At 63.5% G+C, this 21,754-nt stretch carries 16 protein-coding genes; 9 read left to right on the top strand and 7 right to left on the bottom strand.

The genetic code is table 11. The features are described from left to right. Window positions 1-651 (bottom strand): transglutaminase family protein (locus EOA85_RS06220; RefSeq protein ID WP_164759507.1); only part of this gene is annotated, 651 nt, incomplete at its 3' end. 176 nt (window positions 652-827) lie between these two features. On the opposite strand from EOA85_RS06220, the gene EOA85_RS06215 reads away from it, so the two are divergent. Next, window positions 828-1,499: an HAD-IA family hydrolase gene (locus tag EOA85_RS06215; protein WP_065011173.1), complete on the top strand. Its 672-nt coding sequence runs from the start codon at window positions 828-830 to the stop codon at window positions 1,497-1,499. A 21-nt stretch (window positions 1,500-1,520) separates the two neighbouring features. Here the strand turns inward: EOA85_RS06215 and EOA85_RS06210 are convergent, their stop codons facing one another. Next, window positions 1,521-1,760, bottom strand: a complete 240-nt coding sequence (locus tag EOA85_RS06210) for a DUF1674 domain-containing protein (RefSeq protein WP_065011324.1) — start codon at window positions 1,758-1,760, stop codon at window positions 1,521-1,523. A gap of 107 nt (window positions 1,761-1,867) precedes the next feature. Between EOA85_RS06210 and htpX the strand changes: the two genes are divergently transcribed. The 4 genes from htpX to purH all read left to right on the top strand — a co-directional run bounded on the left by htpX (window position 1,868) and on the right by purH (window position 7,981). Continuing rightward, window positions 1,868-2,884, top strand: a complete 1,017-nt coding sequence (gene htpX, locus EOA85_RS06205) for a zinc metalloprotease HtpX (protein WP_127208746.1) — start codon at window positions 1,868-1,870, stop codon at window positions 2,882-2,884. After that, window positions 2,875-4,269, top strand: a complete 1,395-nt coding sequence (locus EOA85_RS06200; RefSeq protein WP_164759506.1) for an RsmB/NOP family class I SAM-dependent RNA methyltransferase — start codon at window positions 2,875-2,877, stop codon at window positions 4,267-4,269. Before htpX ends, EOA85_RS06200 begins: the two co-directional genes overlap by 10 nt. A gap of 138 nt (window positions 4,270-4,407) precedes the next feature. Continuing rightward, window positions 4,408-6,132, top strand: a complete 1,725-nt coding sequence (locus EOA85_RS06195; protein ID WP_127208744.1) for a heparinase II/III family protein — start codon at window positions 4,408-4,410, stop codon at window positions 6,130-6,132. Window positions 6,133-6,364: 232 nt separating this feature from the next. Next, the gene (gene purH, locus EOA85_RS06190; RefSeq protein WP_127208743.1) at window positions 6,365-7,981 is read left to right on the top strand and encodes a bifunctional phosphoribosylaminoimidazolecarboxamide formyltransferase/IMP cyclohydrolase; all 1,617 of its coding nucleotides are present in this window, start codon (window positions 6,365-6,367) and stop codon (window positions 7,979-7,981) included. Window positions 7,982-8,185: 204 nt separating this feature from the next. Here purH and EOA85_RS06185 read toward each other — a convergent pair whose 3' ends face one another. Beyond that, window positions 8,186-9,559, bottom strand: coding sequence for an MFS transporter (locus tag EOA85_RS06185; protein WP_127208742.1), 1,374 nt, complete (start codon window positions 9,557-9,559; stop codon window positions 8,186-8,188). A 93-nt stretch (window positions 9,560-9,652) separates the two neighbouring features. Beyond that, the gene (locus EOA85_RS06180) at window positions 9,653-14,437 is read right to left on the bottom strand and encodes an NAD-glutamate dehydrogenase (protein ID WP_127208741.1); all 4,785 of its coding nucleotides are present in this window, start codon (window positions 14,435-14,437) and stop codon (window positions 9,653-9,655) included. 135 nt (window positions 14,438-14,572) lie between these two features. Between EOA85_RS06180 and EOA85_RS06175 the strand changes: the two genes are divergently transcribed. Further along, window positions 14,573-15,136 (top strand): peroxidase-related enzyme, encoded by a 564-nt coding sequence (locus tag EOA85_RS06175; RefSeq protein WP_095518127.1) that lies wholly within the window; start codon window positions 14,573-14,575, stop codon window positions 15,134-15,136. Between the two features lie 115 nt (window positions 15,137-15,251). Next, window positions 15,252-15,575 carry a YciI family protein gene (locus tag EOA85_RS06170; RefSeq protein WP_065011323.1) on the top strand — a complete coding sequence of 108 codons (324 nt, stop codon included), beginning with the start codon at window positions 15,252-15,254 and terminating at the stop codon, window positions 15,573-15,575. Between the two features lie 60 nt (window positions 15,576-15,635). On the opposite strand, the gene EOA85_RS06165 is transcribed toward EOA85_RS06170, so the two are convergent. After that, window positions 15,636-16,250 carry a LysE family translocator gene (locus EOA85_RS06165; RefSeq protein WP_065011166.1) on the bottom strand — a complete coding sequence of 205 codons (615 nt, stop codon included), beginning with the start codon at window positions 16,248-16,250 and terminating at the stop codon, window positions 15,636-15,638. Between the two features lie 398 nt (window positions 16,251-16,648). Between EOA85_RS06165 and EOA85_RS06160 the strand changes: the two genes are divergently transcribed. Continuing rightward, complete coding sequence (locus EOA85_RS06160) at window positions 16,649-17,275, top strand: DUF1062 domain-containing protein (protein WP_127208740.1); 627 nt, start codon at window positions 16,649-16,651, stop codon at window positions 17,273-17,275. A 246-nt stretch (window positions 17,276-17,521) separates the two neighbouring features. On the opposite strand, the gene typA is transcribed toward EOA85_RS06160, so the two are convergent. Next, the gene (gene typA, locus EOA85_RS06155) at window positions 17,522-19,351 is read right to left on the bottom strand and encodes a translational GTPase TypA (RefSeq protein ID WP_127208739.1); all 1,830 of its coding nucleotides are present in this window, start codon (window positions 19,349-19,351) and stop codon (window positions 17,522-17,524) included. Window positions 19,352-19,551: 200 nt separating this feature from the next. Between typA and EOA85_RS06150 the strand changes: the two genes are divergently transcribed. Beyond that, complete coding sequence (locus EOA85_RS06150) at window positions 19,552-19,833, top strand: hypothetical protein (RefSeq protein WP_127208738.1); 282 nt, start codon at window positions 19,552-19,554, stop codon at window positions 19,831-19,833. Between the two features lie 137 nt (window positions 19,834-19,970). Here the strand turns inward: EOA85_RS06150 and EOA85_RS06145 are convergent, their stop codons facing one another. Beyond that, on the bottom strand, window positions 19,971-21,545 hold the full coding sequence (locus EOA85_RS06145) for an alkaline phosphatase (protein WP_127208737.1): 1,575 nt from the start codon (window positions 21,543-21,545) through the stop codon (window positions 19,971-19,973). Window positions 21,546-21,754 lie beyond the last annotated feature (209 nt).

The raw sequence follows: 21,754 nt of genomic DNA, 5'->3' as shown, positions 1-21,754 counted from the left end.
GTCGAGGAACACTTCCAGCCACGCCGAAAAATCCATCGGTGCCGGGTCGACCGGTACGCCGATGTCGCCGAGATAGCCGTTCACGTAGCGGGCAGGGATGTTCATGCAGCGGCAGAGCGTGATCGCCAGATGAGCGAAGTCGCGGCAGACGCCGACGCGCTCTTCATGCGCCTGCGCCGCCGTGCGGGTCGAGCGCGCATAGCCGTAACCGAACGACAGGCGGTTGTGGACATAGTCGACGATCGCCTGCACCCGCGCCCAGCCGGATGGAACAGGCCCGAAAACCTGCCAGGCCAGATCGCTGAGATGATCGGTTTCGCAATAGCGACTGCCGAGCAGATAGCAGAGCACGTCGTCGGGCAACTCCGCCACCGGCACTTGCCTGGCCAGCGGGTTGACCTCGTCGGTGTCGCCGCTGTCCTCGACGACGGCATCGTAAAGAATGCGAAAGCCGCCGCCCGGCGCCGTGAAGCGCCGGCAGGTGTTACCATAGAGATCGTGATAGAGCCGGGTTGGGACGGAAGGCGAGGTCAGCACGCGCGTCTGACGCTTGATGTCGGCCTGGCGCTCCTTGTGGATCTCGAGCAGCGAAATCACCGGGGTGGCTTCAGCACAGTCGATGGCGATTTCGTAGCCGAGCCGAATCAGCATCGCGGTTCCCCCGCTTTTGAGCATCGTGGAAGGCGGTTTGATCAACGCGAGACGGCTCGCCGTGGTTCCCTGGTATTGTCGAAAAGGCGATCTCGCGCCTTCCCATGCAGCCGACGGGACGTTACGGTCGATCGACAGACTTTTGGTCCCTCCGAAACAACCTCCCGGGATAGCAGATGTTCGCAGGCAAGAAATTCGCAGCCTTCCTGTTCGACATGGACGGCACGGTGGTCAATTCGATTGCCGCCGCAGAAAGGGTCTGGGCGGATTGGGCACGCCGGCAAGGTCTCGACGTTGCCGCATTCCTGCCGACGATTCACGGCGTGCGGGCGATCGAGACCATCGCTCGGCTGGCGCTTCCAGGCGTCGAACCAATGCGCGAGGCCGATGCGCTTCTGCAGGCAGAGGCGGCCGATATCGACGGCATCCATCCGATCGCCGGCGCCGCGGCGTTTCTGGCGTCGCTGCCGCCCGAGCGCTGGGCCATCGTCACATCCGCGCCGCGCGAGCTGGCTCTCCTGCGCATTGCGGCCGCTGGCATCCCGCTTCCCGCCATCCTTGTCGCGGCCGAGGACGTTTCCCACGGCAAACCGGCCCCCGATTGCTTCCAGCTGGCGGCCGAGCGGCTGGGCGTCGATGCGCGCGACTGTCTCGTTTTCGAAGATGCGCCCGCCGGCATATCGGCGGCCGAGGCCGCAGGTGCTGCGGTCGTGGTGATCAGCGCCACGCACCAGCATCCGTTGCAAACGCCGCATGCTGCGATCGCCGGTTATGACGCGATCGGCATTGCTGTCGACGACCGCGGCTGGATCGCCATTGAGCCGGAGAGCACCGCCGAGGTCTGCTGACCCTCCGGTATCCTGTCGTGCCTAAAAATCGCTGGTCAGGCCCTTGACCTCCCAGTCACCATAACGGCCCGGTTCCTTGCCGCCACGGCCGCCGATCTCCTTCGGCACCGCGGCTTCCTGCTGGCGATAGCGTTCGCGCCGTGCTTCCGCCTCCGCCAATGCGCGGCGGGCTGCCGGCGTCAGCGTCTTTTGCGGCGCGCCGTAACCGGGATCGGCGTTTGTATTGCTGGCTTCGCCTGTTTTACTGGTTTCGTCGATCATGCGATTTCCCGGCGGATTGAAACAGGGCCACACGTTTCCCATCATATAGCGATGAGCCGACAAGGATCGACCATTTTTCCGCAGCGCCGGCAGAAACGGAGCAGACAATGAACACACTTCGCACCGCTATGCTTTTGGCAGCGATGACGGCGCTGTTCATGGGCGTCGGCTATCTGATCGGCGGGTCGGGCGGCATGGTGATCGCCTTGCTGATTGCCGCCGCTATGAACCTGTTCAGCTATTGGAACGCCGACAAGATGGTGCTGTCGATGAACCGCGCTGTCGAGGTCGACGAAAGGAACGCGCCGGAATATTACGCCATCGTGCAGAGCCTCGCCAGACAGGCCGGCCTACCGATGCCGAAAACCTATCTGATCGACAACCCGCAGCCCAACGCTTTCGCCACCGGTCGCAACCCGCAGAATGCCGCGGTCGCCGCCACCACCGGACTGTTGCAGCAACTGTCGCATGAGGAGGTCGCGGCTGTCATGGCGCACGAGCTCGCCCATGTGCAGCACCGCGACACGCTGACCATGACAATCGTCGCCACGCTCGCCGGCGCGATCTCGATGCTCGGCAATTTCGCCTTCTTTTTCGGCGGCAACCGCGACAACAACAATTCCTTTGGCATTATTGGCGTGCTGGTGGCGATGATCGTGGCGCCCTTTGCCGCGATGATCGTGCAGATGGCGGTCAGCCGCACCCGCGAATACGAAGCCGACCGGCGCGGCGCCGAGATCTGTGGACAGCCGCTTTGGCTTGCCTCGGCCCTTGACAAGATCGCCCGCGGCGCCGAACGCATCCGCAACCCGGATGCCGAGCGCAATCCGGCGACCGCCCACCTCTTCATCATCAATCCTCTTTCCGGCGAGCGCATGGATAGCCTGTTTTCCACCCACCCGAGCACCGACAACCGCGTCGCGGCGCTGCAGGCGATGGCGCGGGATATGGCATCCGCCCCCGCTCAGCGGCAGGCCCCGATGCCGCGGCAGGCGGACGGGCAGCGTCCGTCGGGTCCGTGGGAGAGGGCTGCCGAGCAGCCTGAGCAGTCGACTGAACCGGCCAGGCCGAAATCCAATCCCTGGGGCCGCAATCCGACCGGACCCAAGGGTCCGTGGTCGTGAGCGAAGCGAAACGCCGGCACCGAATTTCAGGCGATCATGAAAATAATGCAGCGAGCCCCGACGAGCCCGTCGCTGGTCTCGCCGCGCGCAAGGCGGCGGCACGGCTGCTTGCCGCCGTCATCGATGCGAGGACGCCGCTAGACGGACTGACCGACCATGAGAACGGCCATCCGCAATACAAGGCGCTCGACCTGCGTGATCGAGCGCTGGTGCGCGCCATACTGGTTACTGCGCTGCGCTTCCGCATGACCATATCAGGGTTGCTGGCCCGTCGCCTGGAAAAGCCGCTGCCGCCCAACGCCACCGCGCTTTCGCACATTCTGCATGTAGCAGCGGCACAGATACTGTTCCTCGACATTCCCGACAGCGCCGCCGTCGACCTTGCCGTGACCCACGCCAAATCCGATCCGCGCACAGTGCGCTTCTCCGGTCTCGTCAACGGCGTGCTGCGCACGCTGGCGCGGTCCAAGCAGGCCGAGTTGGCTGCAGCGCTTGCCGCCACCGACGAAGCGCCGAAGTGGTTTTCCGACCGGCTGAGAGCCGCCTATGGCGTCGACAAGGCCAGGCAAATTCTCGCCGCTCACCGGCACGAGGCACCAGTCGACTTCACCATCAAGTCCGACCCCGCGCTGTGGGCCGAGCGGCTCGGCGGCATCGTGCTGCCGACCGGCACGGTGCGAGTGGAAAAGCTCAGCGCCTCCTTCACCGAATTGCCGGGCTTCGAAGACGGCGCCTGGTGGGTTCAGGATGCCGCCGCAAGCCTTCCAGCCCGGCTCTTCGGCGACATCAAGGGTTTGCGCGTCGCCGACCTCTGCGCCGCCCCCGGCGGCAAGACCGCTCAGCTCATTCTCGGCGGCGCCAATGTAACCGCCGTCGATATCTCGAAGAACCGGTTGGCGCGGCTATCGCAGAATCTCGAACGGCTTGGTCTGTCCGCAGAGATCGTCCAGGCCGATCTGCTCAAATATGAGCCGGAACAACTGTTCGACGCCGTTCTCCTCGATGCACCGTGCTCTTCGACCGGCACGGTGCGGCGGCATCCCGACGTGCCCTGGACGAAGACAGCGGCCGACATCGAAAAACTCGCCGATCTGCAGCGAAGGCTGCTCGCCCGAGCCGTCACCCTGGTCAAGCCCGGCGGCCGCATCGTCTTTTCCAACTGTTCGCTTGACCCGCTCGAAGGCGAGGCGCTTTACCGCGCCTTCCTCGCCGGGACGGCGGACATCGTCGACGATCCGCTCCGCCCGGGCGAGATCGCCGGCATTGATCCGTTCCTGACGCCGCAAGGCACGCTGCGCACCACGCCCGCCGATCTGGAGCTCGGCTCACCGGAACGGTCCGGCCTGGACGGCTTCTTCGCCGCCCGCTTTCGCAGAGCCGGCTAATGCTGACAATTTGTCGAGTATTTTAGGAAGAATCCTGCGGAAAACAGGCTGAACGCCAAGGCCTCCATGGAATTCGCCTTCGCATAAGTTCTTGAAGCATATAACTTGTCTTCGGGTTGAGGGGTATGAGGAGGGCTTTTGGCGATCGCCGCCGGCAGCACGACGCGTCTGTTGACGCTTGTCGCGAAGGAGTTCTGGCGCAAGACGCGCCGGCGCCTGCGTGCCGGGCCGCTCCATCGCTGGCGCTACTCCGGCCGCACGCCGGAACGGGTGTTGATCGCTCCGCCGGACCTGCGCCTGGCCGACCCACAGATCGCGCTCGAGATCTATTATGGCCGCTATCCGCTGTCGGGGCATCTGGTCGAGACCGGCGGCAAGTCGCCCTTCCAGATTGCCGTGCCCAATCCCGGCTGGCAAAAGGCGCTGCACGGTTTTCGCTGGCTGCGCCATATGCGCGCCGCCGGCACTGAGCTTGCCGCAGCCAATGCCCGCGCGCTGGTCTCCGACTGGATCACTATCCATGGCAGCAACATTTCCGGTGTCGCCTGGGAGCCCGGCACGACGGCCAAGCGAGTCATTGCCTGGCTGCAGCATTCCTCGGTGGTGCTGCAAGGCGCTGAATTTCCCTTCTACCGCGCCTTCCTGAAATCGCTGGCCATGCAGATCCGCTATCTCAGGGCGATGGCACGCGAAATGCCGGACGGCAAGGACAGGCTGCGCGCCCGCATCGCGCTTGCCTTCGCCGCTCTGTCACTGCCGGCACCGCCATCGGCGCTGCGTGGTGCGACACGCAACCTCGCCGAGGAGCTCGACCGTCAGATTCTGCCGGATGGCGGTCATATTTCCCGCAATCCGATGGCCGTTCTTGAAACGCTCGCCGATCTTCTGCCGCTGCGCCAGACCTATGCCAATCAAGCCGAAACGCCGCCGGCGGCGCTGATGGGCGCCATCGACCGTATGCTGCCGGCGCTTCGCTTCTTTCGCCACCAGGACGGCAGCCTCGCGCGCTTCAACGGCATGGGCGCGACCATCCACGACCGCATCGCCACCATTCTGCGCCACGACGACACCGCCGGCGCGCCGTTGCTGCACGCACCGCATTCGGGCTACGAGCGCCTCTCCATCGGCGGCGTCACCGTGATCGCCGATACCGGCCCGCCACCGCCTATCGATGTTTCCAACGCGGCGCACGCCGGATGCCTGGCCTTCGAGCTGTCTTCCGGCCGCCGCCACTATGTCGTCAACGCCGGCGTCGATACCTATGGCGCCGCCGAATTCCGGCCGCTTGCCCGCGCCACGGCCGCCCATTCGACCGCCACCATCAACGACACCTCGTCGGCGCGTTTCAGCCACTCGCTGCGCGTCAACGATCTGCTCGGCACGCCGTTGATCGGCGGCCCGCAGCATGTGCTTTGCAAGCGCACCGACCAGCAAGGCAGCCAGGGTTTTCTGGCTCGCCACGACGGCTATGTCGCGCGCTTCGGCTTCCTGCATGAGCGCGAACTGAAATTGTCGACGAACGGCAATGTGCTCGCCGGCAGGGATCGCCTTCTGCGGCGGGGCGGCGCGGCGATCCGCAACAACGGCCGCGATTTCGTCACCGTACGCTTCCACATCCATCCCGACATAGGCCTGCTCCAGGACGAGCACTGCCGCCTGGTGCTGACCGCCGAACAGGCCGACACATGGGTGTTCACCTGCACCGAGGTAGCCCCCGAGGTCGAGGAATCGATTTATTTCGCCGGTCTTGGCGGCCCGCGCCGCAGCCGGCAGATCGTGCTGGCCTTCAAGGCATCGGAGGTTTCCGAAGTCCATTGGCAACTGACGCGAACGGCCATCGCCGGTCATCCTGCAAAAAGCTGAGACTGCAGGTGGCAGCGGAGCGAATGATCCAGGCCTGGAGCAAAGGATGCTGTAACGCATCGGCCTGAAAATTGGAACGATTTTCGGAAAGTACGATGCGTAGGCCGAAAAGTGTTAGAGCGTACTCTGTGCGTCCAAGTGAACGCACGTCGCTCTAACGGCTTGATTTCCGGTCGCCATGTGCTACGGCGCGCGGACACTTTCCCAACCAGCCGTGAAAGGCCGCCAGCCCATGGCCGTCGCCGCCAAGAACATTCCCGCGCCTGACCTCGTTCCCGTTCGCCGCGCGCTGCTCTCCGTCTTCGACAAGACCGGGCTCATCGATTTCGCCAGGGCTCTGGCCGCGGCCGGCGTCGAGCTGGTCTCCACCGGCGGCACGGCAAAGGCGATCGCCGAGGCGGGCATGGCCGTTCGCGACGTCTCCGACCTTACCGGCTTTCCCGAGATCATGGACGGCCGCGTCAAGACGCTGCATCCGTCCGTGCACGGCGCGCTGCTCGGCGTGCGCGACGATCCCGAACACGCCGCGGCGATGCGCGATCATGGCATTGAGCCGATCGATCTCGTCGTCTCCAATCTCTATCCCTTCGAGGATGTCCGCCGCTCCAGCGCGGCTTACGCCTCGATCGTCGAGAACATCGACATAGGCGGCCCGGCGATGATCCGCGCCTCGGCCAAGAACCACGCCTATGTCGCCATCGTCACTGACCCCGAGGACTATGCCTCGGTGCTCAACGCACTGGAGATGAATTTCGGCTCGCTCTCGCTGGATTTCCGCAAGAAACTGGCGGCCAAGGCTTTCGCCCGCACCGCCAGCTATGATGCGGCGATCTCCGGCTGGTTCGCCGAAGCGCTGGAGGTCGAGCATCCCACCTGGCGCGCCTTCGGCGGCAGGCTGGACCAGGTGATGCGCTACGGCGAAAACCCGCACCAGAGTGCCGGCTTCTACGTCGATGGCGATAAGCGGCCGGGCGTCGCGACGGCGCGCCAGCTTCAGGGCAAGCAGCTTTCCTACAACAACATCAACGACACCGACGCCGCCTTCGAACTGGTCGGCGAGTTCGATCCAGGCCGCTCCGCCACTGTCGCCATCATCAAGCACGCCAACCCGTGCGGCGTCGCCGAGGGCGCTTCGCTGAAGGCGGCCTACGCCAAGGCATTTGCCTGCGACCCTGTCTCGGCTTTTGGCGGCATTGTCGCGATGAACCGTACCCTCGATGCCGAGGCCGCCGAAGAGATCGTCAAAACCTTCACCGAGGTCATCATCGCGCCGGGCGCCTCGGAAGAAGCAATCGGCATCGTCGCCGCCAAGAAGAATCTGCGCTTGCTTGTCACCGGCGGCCTGCCCGATCCGCGCGCGGCCGGCTCCACCGTGAAATCCGTTTCCGGCGGGTTGCTCGTCCAGGGCCGCGACAATGCGGTGGTCGATGACCTCGACCTGAAAGTGGTGACCAGGCGCGCGCCGACGCCGGCCGAGATGGCCGATCTCAAATTCGCCTTTCGCATCGCAAAGCACGTCAAGTCGAATGCCATTATCTATGTCAGAGACGGTGCCACCGTCGGCATCGGCGCCGGCCAGATGAGCCGGGTCGATTCCTCGCGCATCGCCGCGCGCAAGGCGCTCGACGCGGCCGAAGCTGCCGGCCTGGCCGAGCCGCTGACCAAAAATTCTGTCGTCGCTTCGGATGCCTTTTTCCCGTTTGCCGACGGGCTGCTGTCTGCGATCGAAGCCGGCGCTACCGCCGTCATCCAGCCGGGTGGCTCGATGCGCGACGACGATGTCATCGCCGCCGCCGACGCCCACGGCATCGCTATGGTGTTTACCGGCGTGAGGCATTTCAGGCATTGAGCACCCCTCCTTCTCCCCTTGCGGAAGAAGGAGGCCGAGCGAAGCTCGGTCGGATGAGGGGTGTTGGCAGGATCGCCACGATGAAGACGTAAACGATTCAAATCCCTCGATGTTTTCACGTCTCGTTTCTTCCAGCACCCCTCATCCGTCTCGGCGCTATCGCGCCGATCCACCCTTCTCCCACGGGAGAACTGGAAGAGCAGTTCACTCTGCCGGCTGGTCCGCTGGATAAGGCGTGCGGACCAGGATCGCCAGGCCGACGCCGAGGAACAGCACGATTGCCGCCATGCCTAGCCGCGACGAGCCGCTGGCTAAGGTGATCGTGGCCACCATGAATGGCGCAGCAAAACTGGTCGCCCGTCCGGCCAGCGCATAGATGCCGAAATAGCGGCCCGATTCGGCAGCGGTGACGCTGCGCGCCATGTAGGAGCGCGACGATGCCTGCACCGGCCCAAAGGCAAGCCCGATCAGCAGACCGAAAAAGATGTAGGCTTTTTCGGCGGGTGTACCGAACAACCCGCTATCGGCTCCGGGCATCATCCAGGCACCGAACAGCGTGTAACCCGGCCCGGTCGAGACGATGCCGATCGTGGCAATGCTGAGCAAGACAAGCGAAATCATCACTATGGTCTTGGAGCCGAGCGCCACGTCGAGGCGTGCGGCAACCAGGCAGCCGACGATGGCGACGACGTTGAGGATGATGCCGAACAGGCCGATCTCGGTGATCGACCAGTGGAACATCGCCGCCGCAAAGGCACCGCCCAGGGCAAGCAACGCATTGACGCCATCCTGATAGATCATGCGGGCGACGAGAAAGCGGAAGATGCCGCTGCGCTTGCGTATTTCGCCCAGCGTCGATTTCAATTCCGACAGCCCCTCGCGCACCGCCGGGCCAAGGGGAATGCCCTTCGCCGCATCCGGTGTGAAAAAGAACATTGGCAGGATGAACAGGAAATACCATGCCGCCGACAGGGGTCCGGTCGCCCGTGCGTCCTCGCCGAATTTCGGGTCGAGCCTGAGGACCGGGTCGAGGCCGACGATCGTCTTGCCGGTTTCCGGCGAACTGGCCATGAAGGCGACGACAAAGATCAGCGCGATCATGCCGCCGAGATAGCCAAGGCCCCATGCCATATTCGAGATTCGGCCGATTTCGCTCTTCGGCACCAGACGCGGCATCATCGAATCGTTGAAGACGGTCGAGAATTCCGCCGCGACCGAGGCCAGGGAGAAGAACAGCACGACCAGGAAAAGGTTCGAACCGGGAGCAGCGAACCACAGAAGGCAAAGACTGATGATCTTGATCGCGGCGAAGAGCGCGATCCACGGCTTTCGTGGGCCGGTCTGGTCGGCGATCGAGCCGAGGACCGGCGACAAAATGGCGATAGCAAATCCAGCCGCGGCGATGCCGTAACCCCAGGCCGCCTGTCCAGTTTCCGGATCGCTCGCCATGCGCGAGACGAAATAGGGTCCGAAGATAAAGGTGGTGATGACCGTGAAAAACGGCTGCGCCGCCCAGTCGAACAGCATCCACCCCCAGATGCCGCGTCTCGACGTCCGCTGCACTGCTATTTCGGCCATATCCCCTCCCACGAAACGGTGCCCCGAAGCGGGGAACCGCTTCGCTCTATAGCGCAGTTCCTGCCGGCAATCGCGCGCGATTTGGAAGGCTTCTCACAGCACCGTCAGGTCGCTGATCAGCCCCGATGCCACCGACAGCCGCGACACGGTGATGTCGCCGCCCTCGGTCAGCGCCTGCAGCCGCTCGCGGATGCGCCCGACCCTCTCGCCGCCGGCCTCCAGCCACGCCGTCACCGGATCCGCCGCCTTGGCGTGGCCGGTGAGCGCCGCCACCGCGATGCCGCGCCTGGCCGCGCCGATCGTGTCGGTGGCGCGGGACAGCGCCAATTGGTCGTAGTAGTCGGACGGCGCGATCGAGCGCGCCGCATCCTCGACGCGCGGAATGCGGAAGGCATCGCTGACCGCGAAAAACGCCTTCGCAGCGACGACGATGTCGGCGTTCGCCGTTCGGGCCGTCAGCGCGATGTCAGGGACGACGCCCGCCACATCGGTCAGCGCCAGCTGTTCTGCCAGTTTTTCGGGCGCGCCGCCCTTGGACAGACCATGCCGCCGCTCCTCGATCCGCTCGCGCGAGAAGGCCGGCAGCAGCGAAACGAGGTTCGGCTCCAGTGCCTTGCGCGCGTCCTGCAACTCGGCGATCCGCTGGCCGAGCGGTGCGGTGCTGGTATCGTTCTTGAGATACCAGCCGCTGGCCACATAAGTGAGCCGGCTAACAGCTTGATAAAGGTCGAGCTGCACCTGTCCGTCGATCTGGTTGTCGAGTGCATCGATCTGGCGATAGAGCGCCGGCAACCCAAACCCGTCGCGCACCACGGCGAAGGTCCGGACCACGTCGGCCGCGCTGCGACCGGTCGCTTCCTGCAGCCTGTTGACGAAGGATGGTCCGCCGCGATTGACCAGATCGTTGGCGACGACACGGGCGATGATTTCGCGGCGCAGGCGATGGCCATGGATCTCGGCCGCGTATTTCTTCGCCATACGGTCCGGAAAATAGCCCATCAGGTCACGGTCGAAATGCGAATCGTCCGGCACGTCGCTGGCGACGATGTCGGAAAACAACGCGATCTTGGCATAGGCCAACAGCACGCCGAGCTCGGCCCTGGTCAACGGCTCGCCGCGCGCCTCGCGCTCGGCAAGGGCTGCCGGCGACGGCAGAGCTTCGACAGTGCGGTCGAGCAGGCCGCGCGCCTCGAGCGCTGCCATGAAACGGCTCTGATGGGCGATATCGGCAAGGCCGCGCTTGCGGGCAAGGGACAGCGCCAGCGTCTGCTCGTAATTGTTGGACAGCACCAGCGCGCTCACATCGTCGGTCATCTCGGCGAGAAGCTTGTTGCGCGCTGGGCGGGTCAGCGCCCCCTTGCGCATGGCGGAAGCCAGCGCGATCTTGATGTTGACCTCGACATCGGAGCAGTTGACGCCGCCCGAATTGTCGATGGCGTCGGAATTGCAGCGCCCGCCATTCAGCCCGAACTCGATGCGGGCCCGCTGCGTCGCGCCGAGATTGGCGCCCTCGCCGATGACCTTGGCGCGCACTTCGAGCGCGGTCACCCGGATGGCATCGTTGGCGCGATCGCCGACGTCCTGGTTGGTTTCCGTCGATGCCCTCAGATACGTGCCGATGCCGCCGAACCATAAAAGGTCGACCGGCGCCTTGAGGATGGCATTCATGATCTCGACCGGCGAGGCGGTCGTCTTGCCGAGGCCGATCGCCGCGGCCGCGGCCGGCGGCAGCGTGATCGACTTCTGGCTGCGCGAGACGATGACGCCGCCTTCGGACAGTTTTGTCTTGTCGTAGTCCTGCCAGCTCGAACGGGCGAGGGCGAACATGCGCCGGCGCTCGGCCATCGAAGCCGCCATGTCTGGAGCGGGATCGATGAAGATGTCGCGATGGTCGAAGGCGGCGATAAGCCGGGTCTGCTCGGACAGCAGCATGCCGTTGCCGAACACGTCGCCCGACATGTCGCCGACGCCGACGACGGTGAAGGGTGTGGCCTGGATATCGCGGTTCATCTCGCGGAAATGCCGCTTGACTGCTTCCCAGGCGCCCTTGGCGGTGATGCCCATCTTCTTATGGTCGTAGCCGGCCGAGCCGCCGCTGGCGAAGGCGTCGTCGAGCCAGAAGCCATGCTTCTCGCTGATGGCGTTGGCGGTGTCGGAGAAAGTCGCCGTGCCTTTGTCGGCGGCGACGACGAAGTAGGGATCATCCTGGTCACGCCTGGTCACATCGGCTGGCGGAATGACGCCGTCCAGGCCGATATTGTCAGTGATCGACAACAGGCTGGAGACGTAGTTCTTGTAGGCGGACGCGCCGGCTTCGAAGATGGCGTCGCGGCCGCTGCCCATCGGCAGCTTCTTCGGATAGAAACCGCCCTTGGCGCCGACCGGCACGATCACCGCATTCTTGACCTGCTGCGCCTTGACCAGGCCGAGCACTTCGGTGCGGTAGTCCTGGGCGCGGTCCGACCAGCGCAGGCCGCCGCGGGCGACCGGGCCGAAGCGCAGATGCACGCCCTCGACCTCGGAACCGTAGACAAAGATCTCCCGCCACGGCCGCGGCGCCGGCAGACCGTCAACCGCCTGCGAGTCGAGCTTGATCGCCAGCGACTGGCCCTTCTCCTTCGTATCGGGAACGAAATGATTGGTGCGTAGCGAGGCTTCGATCAGGTTGAGGTAACGACGGATGATGGTGTCGTCATCGATGTTGGGAACCTCTTCCAACGCATCCCTGATCTTGGCCTTGAGGTGCTTGGCCGCGACCACCCCTTCCGTCTCCGCCGTCGGTCCGAGGCGGGCGACGAACAGCTCATGCAGGCCACGCGCTATCTCCGGATAGCGGTTGAGTGCGGCGGCAATGAAATCCTGGCTCTGCGGGATCCCGGCCTGCTGCAGATAGCGGCCATAGGCGCGCAGGATGGTGACCTCGCTCGACCACAGGCCGGCGGTCTGGGCAAGGCCGTTATAGCCGTCATTGTCGATCTCGCCGCGCCAGACGGAAAGGAACGCGTCCTCGAACAGCGCGCCGCGGTCGGCAAGGTCGATCGGCTTGCCGTAGCTGTTTTCGAGCTCCATGTCGTGGATGAAGACCATGCCGGAAGCCTCGTCCCCGACCTCGAAGGTGCGCTCGCTGATCACGCGGAAACCGATGTTCTCCAGCACCGGCACCCGCCGCGACAGCGCCACCGGGCTGCCATGGTGATAGATCTTCAGCGCCGCCTGATGCGGTTCCTGGTTGACATGACGGTAGTAGTCGATGGCGATCGGGTTAGCCGCACTGATCCTGGCGATGCGCCCGGCATCGGCCAACGCCTCCGCCGGCGAGAAGCTGTCGCGATAGCTTCCCGAGAAGCGCGAGGCGATCGCCGTGAGCGCCGCATCGGCGCCGCTCTCGGCCGCGGTCTCCCGCAGAATGTCGTCCCAGGTCCGCACGATGGCGCGGATCGCTGCCTCGATCGTCGCCTGGTCGATCTTCGGCGTCCTGCCGCCGGAACGGCCGATGATGAAGTGGACACGCGCCAGCCCGCCTTCCGGAAAGGCGGGGTAGTAGGCCGACAGCCGGCCTTGGAACACCGTCTTCAGATAGGTGCCGATCTTCTCGCGTACGACGCTGTCGTAGCGGTCGCGCGGCACGAAGACGAGGATCGAGACGAAGCGGTCGAACTGATCGGCGCGCACCAGCGCTCTGACGCGCGGCCGCTCGATCAGCCCCAAAATGGCTTCGGCGTGCTTGCGCAGGATCGGCACCGGAACCTGGAACAACTCGTCGCGCGGATAGCTCTCCAGCACGTTGATCAGTGCCTTGCCGGAGTGATCTTCAGGGTTGAAACCGGATTTGGCGATGATGGTTTCGGCTTTCGACCTGAGATAAGGGATCTTCATCACCGAGCGCGTGTAGGCAGTCGAGGTGAACAGGCCGACAATGCGCAGTTCGCCGGCGAGCACGCCCTTGGCGGTGTAGGTCTTGACGCCGATGTAATCGAGATAGATGCGGCGATGCACGGTCGATTTGGCGTTGGCCTTGGTGACGATCAGCGGTTCCGGCCCGTGCAGGAAGGCGCGGATTTCCGGCGTCGTCGACACCGCTTCGGTGCCGCGCCGCAGCACCAGCACGTCCGGATCGGAGAGGATGCCGAGGCCGGGCTTTTCGGTGCGCTCCAGCATGCCGCTCTTCTCGCCGCCGGTATATTTGAACTCGCGCATGCCGAGGAAGGTGAAGTTGTCGTCGCGTAGCCATTCGAGGAAGGCGATCGCCTCAGCGACGTGGGCCTTGTCGAGCGGCACCGGAGCGTAACGGAACTCGGAGATTGCCTGGTCGAGGCGGGCCAGCATCGGCTTCCAGTCGGTGACAGCGGCGCGCACCTGGCCTAATATTTTCTTCAACCGCTCGGCCAATGCGTCGGCCTGATCGGCCGAAAGACGGGCGATATGGACGTGAATGACGCTCAGCCGCTCATGACTGTGATCGCCCTTGGCAAAGCCGCCATCGCCGAGGATCTCGTCGACGCCGCTCTTGCCGTGCCTGACGACGATGACCGGGTGGGTGACCAGCAGCGGTTCGCCGGCGCTCTCGGTGATCTCGCCGAGGACGGAATCGAACAGGAATGGCATGTTGTCGTTGACAACGGTGATCACCGTCATCGGCCTGCCTTGGCGGACGACACCGGAATCGACCTCTATGGCGACGAGGCAATCGCCTTTCTTGTGCCTGGCGACGGCGCGTCCGGCGAGATCGGCGGCGCGTTCGAGGGCGGTCACCTCATAGGCGGCGACATCTTCGGCCGGCGCACGGGCCAGCAGGTAATCGGCAAGCCTGCCGGGTTTCTCGCTGCCTTTGGCCGTGCTGATCTTTTTCAACTGGCTTGCAGATTTCAGGCCGGCCATGTCGCTAATCCCTCCCGTCATATGTTTTGCGACTATGGTAGCAGATGACCCATATTTGGCGACAAAGGTTTGACCGCTTGCGACGAAATGTCGGGATTCGCCGGTGGGTCACCGAAAATGAGGAGAAAATCCGCCATGAAAGACAAGATCACCGCACTTGACCTCGCGCCCGCGGAACTGAGCGAAGCGACGAAGGCCTATTTCGCCAAATGCGAGGAGAAGCTCGGCATCGTTCCCAATGTGCTTTTGGCCTACGCTTTCGACGAGACGAAGCTGCGTGCCTTCACCGATATGTACAACGATCTGATGCTGGGCCAATCCGGCCTGTCCAAGCTGGAGCGCGAGATGATCGCGGTCGCCGTCTCCTCCATCAATCATTGCTATTATTGCCTCGCCGCCCATGGCGCGGCGGTGCGCCAGCTTTCCGGCGACCCGGCCTTTGGCGAGATCATGGTGATGAACTTCCGCGCCGCCGATCTTTCCGCGAGACAGAAGGCGATGCTTGAATTCGCGGTGAAGCTGACCGAGCAGCCGGACAAGATCGTCAAGGCCGATCGTGCAGCGCTGCGTCAGGCCGGCTTTTCGGATCGCGATATCTGGGACATCGCCTCGACCGCCGCCTTCTTCAACATGTCGAACCGGGTGGCGGCGGCAATCGACATGCGGCCGAACGATGAATACCATGCGATGGCGCGGTGATGATCTTTATATTAGCTGCCGCGCATTCTCGTTGCGTGTTCGCCGTTTTGGTCCGATGATCGCAATGCGGCGCGACCGCATGCCGGTTCGATGCCGCTGGATCAAGGAGGAGACCATGGCGAAATTTCTCTACGTCTATCATGGCTCGGGCAAGATGCCGACCGAGGAGGCCGAACGGAAAGCGGCGATGGAGGCCTGGAATGGCTGGTACGGCAAGCTTGGCTCGGCCGTAGTCGACGGCGGCAATCCGGTCGGCATGTCGAAGACGGTGCTGCCCGGCGGCAAGGTCGAGAACAATGGCGGCAGCAATCCAACCGCCGGTTATACAATCATCGAGGCGAAAGACATTGACGATGCCGTCAGCAAGGCCAAGGATTGTCCTATCCTGAAGGACCCGGCTTTCAGCATCGAGATCGCCCCCATCATCGAAATGGGCTGACGCGTAGCTTGGTTGAGCATGATCTTTCCGAAAACCGGTTTCCACTTTTCGTGATCATGCTCAGGACCGCGCCGCGATCGCCGCCGCAGCGCCGGCCATGGTGCCGGCGCTGACGCGGTTGGCGATCTTCATCGCCCGCTTGCTCTTCAGCAGTTTTCGCGCCTGCGCTGCGGCAAGCACCCAGGCCAGATCGATGGCGACCAGAACCACGGCCATGGTCGCCGTCAGCTCGACCCAGCCGACGATCGTCACCGAGGCGAGATCGATGATGGTCGGCAGCAGCGCCAGATAGAACATCATGATCTTGGGATTGCCGAGCGTCACCGCCATGCCGGCAAAGAACAGTTTGACGGCCGACTCTTCGCGCGGCATCTCGCCCTCGCGCGCCTCGACCGGCGCCGTCCACATCTTCCAGGCGAGGTAGGCGAGATAGGCGACGCCGACCCACTTCAGCACGACAAAGGCGAGATGGAAGGTCTGCGCCACCACCGCCAGCCCAAACACCGCCAGCGACAGCCAGATACCCTCGCCGATCCACATGGCGAGCAGGAACGGAAACACATCGCGAAAGCCTTTTGCGATGACCCGCGCCACCAGAGCGGCAATCGAGGGGCCGGGCGAGCCGGCGGCGACGAAAAGGGCGGCGGCGAAGATCAGAAGCGATGTGAAGTGCATGACCGATATCTCTGTTTTCGGGCGTTGGCTCTTACGCAAGACTAGCCCAACTGGCCGGGCAACGGTAGCGCTCACCGAGAAGAGCCTTGCCGGCCAAACTTCTCGCGGCTAGAAGTTCCGTCCCGACACATTTTCGAGCTTCACTTTGCCTACGTAACCGCCGGTCTCGTCAACTCCCCCGACACAATGCATGGCGCCGTTTTCGCGACGTCTGCTTCATACATGTGTTCCTCAGGGTGGCGGTTCGAGACCGGTTTGGCACTGCTGAACCGTTGTTGCGTTTCACCACCCGCGACACCTGATTTCCGACCACCGCAGCCTCTCGCCACGCCGTGGCCCACATGGGCATCTCGACATCGCCGATCTGACGAACTTCCCGACGGGAAGGGCTTCTCGGCATGTCTTCGATACTGCTTATCCGCTGGGCGATCGCGCCCAAAACCGCACCTCGACCTCTGATCAATTGCAACCGCTGCAACGGCCTCAAGGCTTACCACAGCAGTGGGAAATTCCGCGTCAACGCCAACGCCAAACGCATCGATGCGTGGCTGATCTACCGATGCGTCGGTTGCGACAATTCCTGGAATTTCGGCATTGTGGAGCGGTGCAACCGCCGCGACATCGAGCCTGCGTTGCTGCAGGCGCTCGAAAGCAACGACCCGGCCCTGGCGCGTCGCCATGCCTTCGATGTTGCCGCACTGCGCAGCAGGATCGGGCGCGTCGAGGAGTTTCCTGAAGCCGCCATTCACAAGGAGGTGCTCGGCGACAGGCCGGAAAACACCACCGCTCTCGAACTCCAACTCGGGCTCGAAACGCCGACAGCGCTGCGGCTAGACCGGTTGCTCGCCAGCGAACTCGGCATCTCGCGATCGCGGCTTCAGGCCTGGGAAGAGAAGCGATTGCTGGTCGTTGGTCCGGACCGGGCCAAAGCTTTGCGCAAGCCGCCTCGAGCGGGGATGGTGATCCGCATCGATCTCGTCGGTGAGCCCGACCGAGAAGCCATCATCTCGGCTGCAGGTGGATAAGGCGAGACAACTGCGACCAGGGGTCAGTCGCCCTCTTGGGGGACCGAGCCAATCAAACCCTTGGCCGCTTCGACATCACTGTCAACGACTTGCACATGGATCAGGCCGAGCCTGCTGTCGGTCATATGAGTCCGCGAGGGCATAGATCCCATACGCTTCGAGCATCGAAACGCAAACTTCGGCCTTGGGCCGATTGTCGTATATGACAGCCGTGACGAGTTTGCCGCTCATTGCGCGGTATTGCCCTTAGGCCGCGCCGACCACTTTCGCCGCCTTCTCAAAACGCTTGCGCTCGTTCGGGTCGAGATAGAGCTTGCGCAGGCGGATGGTCTTCGGCGTCACCTCGACCAGTTCGTCGTCCTGGATCCAGGCCAGCGCGCGTTCCAGCGTCATGCGAATCGGCGGCGTCAGCTTCACCGCCTCGTCCTTGCCGGCGGCGCGGATGTTGGTCAGCTTCTTGCCCTTCAGCACGTTCACTTCGAGGTCGTTGTCGCGCGAATGGATGCCGATGATCATGCCCTGATAGACCTTGACGCCGGGATCGATGACCATCGGACCGCGGTCTTCCAGGTTCCACATGGCATAAGCCACTGATTCACCCTGCTCATTGGAGATCAGCACGCCGTTGGTGCGGCCCGGCAGCTCACCCTTGTAAGGCTCGTAGGCATGGAACAGCCGGTTCATGACAGCGGTGCCGCGCGTGTCGGTCAACAGTTCCGACTGGTAGCCGATCAGGCCGCGCGTCGGCGCGTGGAAGACGATGCGCTGGCGGTTGCCGCCTGAGGGGCGCAACTCGACCATCTCGGCCTTGCGCTCCGACATCTTCTGCACGACGACGCCGGCATGCTCCTCGTCGACGTCGATAACGACTTCCTCGACCGGCTCCAGCAATTCGCCGTTGTCACCCTGCTGCATCACGACGCGCGGTCGCGACACGGCGATCTCAAAACCTTCGCGGCGCATCGTCTCGATCAGCACGGCAAGCTGCAATTCGCCGCGGCCGGAGACGAAGAACGAATCCTTGTCCGGCGACTCCTCGATCTTCAGAGCCACATTGCCTTCGGCCTCGCGCAGCAGGCGGTCGCGAATGACGCGGCTGGTCACCTTGTCGCCCTCGGTCCCGGCCAGCGGGCTATCGTTGACGAGGAACGACATCGTCACGGTCGGCGGATCGATCGGCTGCGCATGCAGCGGTTCGGTCACCGATGGGTCGCAGAACGTGTCGGCGACGGTGCCCTTCGACAGGCCGGCGATGGCGACGATGTCGCCCGCCTGCGCTTCGTCGATCGGCTGGCGCTCGAGCCCGCGGAAAGCCAGGATCTTCGAGATGCGGCCGGTTTCGACCTGGGTACCGTCATGATGCAGAACCTTAACCGCCTGGTTGGATTTCAGTGTGCCGGATTCGATGCGGCCGGTGATGATGCGGCCGAGGAACGGATTGGCCTCCAGAATGGTGCCGATCATCCGGAACGGGCCGGGATGGACGGTCGGCGCCGGCACATGCTTGATGACGAGGTCGAACAGCGGCGCCAGGCCCTGGTCCTTCGGACCTTCGGGGTTTTCCGAGACCCAGCCGTCGCGGCCCGAGCCGTAAAGGATCGGGAAGTCGAGCTGCTCGTCGGTCGCGTCAAGCGCTGCAAACAGGTCGAACACTTCGTTGACCACCTCAACGTGGCGGGCGTCCGGCCGGTCGATCTTGTTGATGACGACGATCGGCTTCAATCCGACCTTGAGCGCCTTGCCGACGACGAATTTGGTCTGTGGCATCGGCCCTTCGGCGGCGTCGACCAGCACGATGGCCGAATCCACCATCGACAGAATGCGCTCGACTTCGCCGCCGAAATCGGCGTGGCCGGGGGTGTCGACGATGTTGATGCGGGTGTCCTTCCAGTCGACCGAGGTCGCCTTGGCCAGGATGGTAATGCCGCGCTCCTTTTCCAAGTCGTTCGAATCCATGGCGCGTTCGGCGACGCGCTGGTTGTCGCGGAACGAGCCGGACTGTTTCAGGAGCTGGTCGACGAGGGTGGTTTTTCCATGGTCGACGTGCGCGATGATCGCGATATTACGAATTTTCATGTTGTGGTCTCGGGAGTGTTGCAGGCAGCAGGCCAAAAGGCGCTGCCTCTTTCGGTTGGGCGGCTCATACAGGGTTTTTCGCAGTTGCGAAAGAGGAGGCGTGCCACCAAATACATGGTCACCAAATCTTAAGCGTCTTGGTGTGAAATGGAATTATTAACCAAAGCGGAACCTTTCGCGGTCGGGACAGTTCAAATTTCATGAGCAACACGGGCACCAGATACCGGCCAATCCTCGCATGGGGTGCCCTCGCCGTTCTCCTCGCGGCAGGCGCGGCACAGTCGGCCGCGACGTCGAAGGAAACGCGGCCTGTCCCGCCGTCCGACACACGAACGGCGGACCAGTTATTTGCCGATGCTCCCGATGGCGTCGACCCGGTGGTGACCGGGCCGGTTAGCGCCGCCTTCAAGCAGAGGCAGGCGGCCGCCAACTGCGACAGCGCTGTGTGGCCCCAAATTCCGACCGTTTGCTATCCGGACTGACGATCGCCGACGGCGGCTGTCATCCCAGGGCGCAGCAGATCTCCGGAAGAATGCAACGGCGCTGAATGAAGCCGTTCTAATCACTCCGTCGTGCCCCTCCGTCCACCGGTTCCCGCCCATGCGACGCTTCGACGCCTTCACGCCGACTGTATCGGATCGAGCGTGACCTTGTAGAGTTCATTGTCGTCGCGATCCATCAGCCGCACCGTCATCTGTTCAGTGGCGCCATCGATGTCGACAAGGCCGAAGAACTGCAGGCCAGCCGAGGGTGGCAGGTTCTGCCCCTGCTCGGCGGTTGGCGCCTTGATGAATTTCAGCTCCGGGCCGAAGGTCATGTCGAAATCATTGGGTCCATAGGTGCCGGCGTGAAGCGGACCCGAAACGAACTCCCAGAACGGATTGAAGTCCTGAAACTGCGCCTTATCAGGATTGTAGTAGTGCGCCGCCGTGTAGTGCACGTCAGCGGTAAGCCAGACGGTGTTGGTGATGCCAGCATTCTTAATATAGCGAAGGAGGTCGGCAATCTCCAACTCGCGGCCTTTGGCCGGACCATTGTCGCCATTGCTGATGGCTTCGGCGCCGGCTTTCTTGGTGGCGTCGTTCCAGACGACGAGACCGAGCGGCATGTCGGCGGCGATGATTTTCCAGGTCGCGTTGGAGTTTGCCAGTTCGCGCTTCAGCCATTTCATCTGCTGTTCGCCGAGGATGCGCGATTGCGGCGTCACCGTATCCTGCATGCCAGGACCATTGGAGCCGCGATAGGAACGCATGTCGAGGAAGAACACGTCGAGCAGCGGCCCGTAGGCGATCTTGCGATAGACGCGGCCCGGTTCCGACGGCTCGTAGCGGATCGTCGTCATCTCGTGGAAGGCGCGTGCCGCGCGTGCCGCCAGCACATGGATGTTTTTTTCCGAGTAGCGGTCGTCGGCGCTCAGGTCCTTCGAATCCGACCAGTTGTTCACCACCTCGTGGTCGTCCCACTGGTAAAAGGTCGGGCAGATGGCGTTGAGCCCCAACACGTTCCTGTCCATCATGTTGTATTTCCACTGACCCCGGTACTCGTCCAGCGTCTCGGCAACCTTGCGCTTTTCGTCGATCAGGACGCTGTTCTTCCACTTGCTGCCACCGGAAAGGTCGACCTCGTCCTTCATCGGGCCGTCGGCATAGATGGTGTCGCCGGAATGCAGGAAGAAGTCGGGCGTATGCTTGCCGATCGTGGCATAGGTCTTCATGCCGGTGTCGTCGATGCCCCAGCCCTGGCCGGCGGTATCGCCCGACCAGGCGAAGCGAATGTCGCGCTTCGAGGCCGGCGCCGTGCGGAAGCGGCCGACGATCGGCTCGGAGACGGCGTTGATGTCGGCGAGATCGGCCGCGATCATGCGGTAGAAGATGTCCTGGTCGGAGGCGAGATCGGTGAGCAGCCGCTTTACCGTGTAATCGCTGGCCGGCGACGTATCGAGCGGCGCAAGACGGACGGCGTTGGCGAAATTTTCCGTTGACGACACTTCGAACATCACGCGCGAAGGGCGGTCGGTGCGAGTCCACACCACGCCGCTGGTTGCGTCGACATCGCCCGACTGGATGCCATGGGTGAAGGCGGGCCGCTGATTGGCGCGCGAATAATAGGGAAGCGCGAGGCCCGATACGCCGACGAGACCGGCGGCGCTCACGGACGTGACGAAGGCGCGCCGGGTCATCGAAATCTTGTTCATGGCTGTCTCCTGGATGGCGTTGAACGTCGCCGCCAAGGTCCAGCCTCAATGTTTCAGGCACATCTCGAAACGATGAAGGTTTCGTTACAACCAACAGACTGGCGAATCTCTTCCTTGAGGGTCTCTTGAGGGGGAGATGTCGCCAAAGGCGACAGAGGGGGAGATGTCGCCAAAGACGACAGAGGGGGAGATGTCGCCAAAGGCGACAG

It is taken from the genome of Mesorhizobium sp. M5C.F.Ca.IN.020.29.1.1 (assembly GCF_003997375.1).
In the GTDB taxonomy this organism is placed as follows: Bacteria; Pseudomonadota; Alphaproteobacteria; order Rhizobiales; family Rhizobiaceae; genus Mesorhizobium; species Mesorhizobium wenxiniae.
Note: the sequence above shows the minus strand (reverse complement) of the source record. Positions and strands in the feature narration are given on the sequence as shown.

Excerpts from the sequence above, each read along its gene's own strand:
- EOA85_RS06150 (WP_127208738.1), top strand. The coding sequence starts at position 19,552 with ATGAGCAACACGGGCACCAGATACCGGCCAATCCTCGCATGGGGTGCC.
- EOA85_RS06180 (WP_127208741.1), bottom strand. The coding sequence starts at position 14,437 with ATGGCCGGCCTGAAATCTGCAAGCCAGTTGAAAAAGATCAGCACGGCC.
- EOA85_RS06160 (WP_127208740.1), top strand. The coding sequence starts at position 16,649 with ATGTCTTCGATACTGCTTATCCGCTGGGCGATCGCGCCCAAAACCGCA.
- EOA85_RS06210 (WP_065011324.1), bottom strand. The coding sequence starts at position 1,760 with ATGATCGACGAAACCAGTAAAACAGGCGAAGCCAGCAATACAAACGCC.
- EOA85_RS06175 (WP_095518127.1), top strand. The coding sequence starts at position 14,573 with ATGAAAGACAAGATCACCGCACTTGACCTCGCGCCCGCGGAACTGAGC.
- EOA85_RS06185 (WP_127208742.1), bottom strand. The coding sequence starts at position 9,559 with ATGGCCGAAATAGCAGTGCAGCGGACGTCGAGACGCGGCATCTGGGGG.
- EOA85_RS06165 (WP_065011166.1), bottom strand. The coding sequence starts at position 16,250 with ATGCACTTCACATCGCTTCTGATCTTCGCCGCCGCCCTTTTCGTCGCC.
- EOA85_RS06170 (WP_065011323.1), top strand. The coding sequence starts at position 15,252 with ATGGCGAAATTTCTCTACGTCTATCATGGCTCGGGCAAGATGCCGACC.
- htpX (WP_127208746.1), top strand. The coding sequence starts at position 1,868 with ATGAACACACTTCGCACCGCTATGCTTTTGGCAGCGATGACGGCGCTG.
- EOA85_RS06215 (WP_065011173.1), top strand. The coding sequence starts at position 828 with ATGTTCGCAGGCAAGAAATTCGCAGCCTTCCTGTTCGACATGGACGGC.
- typA (WP_127208739.1), bottom strand. The coding sequence starts at position 19,351 with ATGAAAATTCGTAATATCGCGATCATCGCGCACGTCGACCATGGAAAA.
- purH (WP_127208743.1), top strand. The coding sequence starts at position 6,365 with ATGGCCGTCGCCGCCAAGAACATTCCCGCGCCTGACCTCGTTCCCGTT.
- EOA85_RS06145 (WP_127208737.1), bottom strand. The coding sequence starts at position 21,545 with ATGAACAAGATTTCGATGACCCGGCGCGCCTTCGTCACGTCCGTGAGC.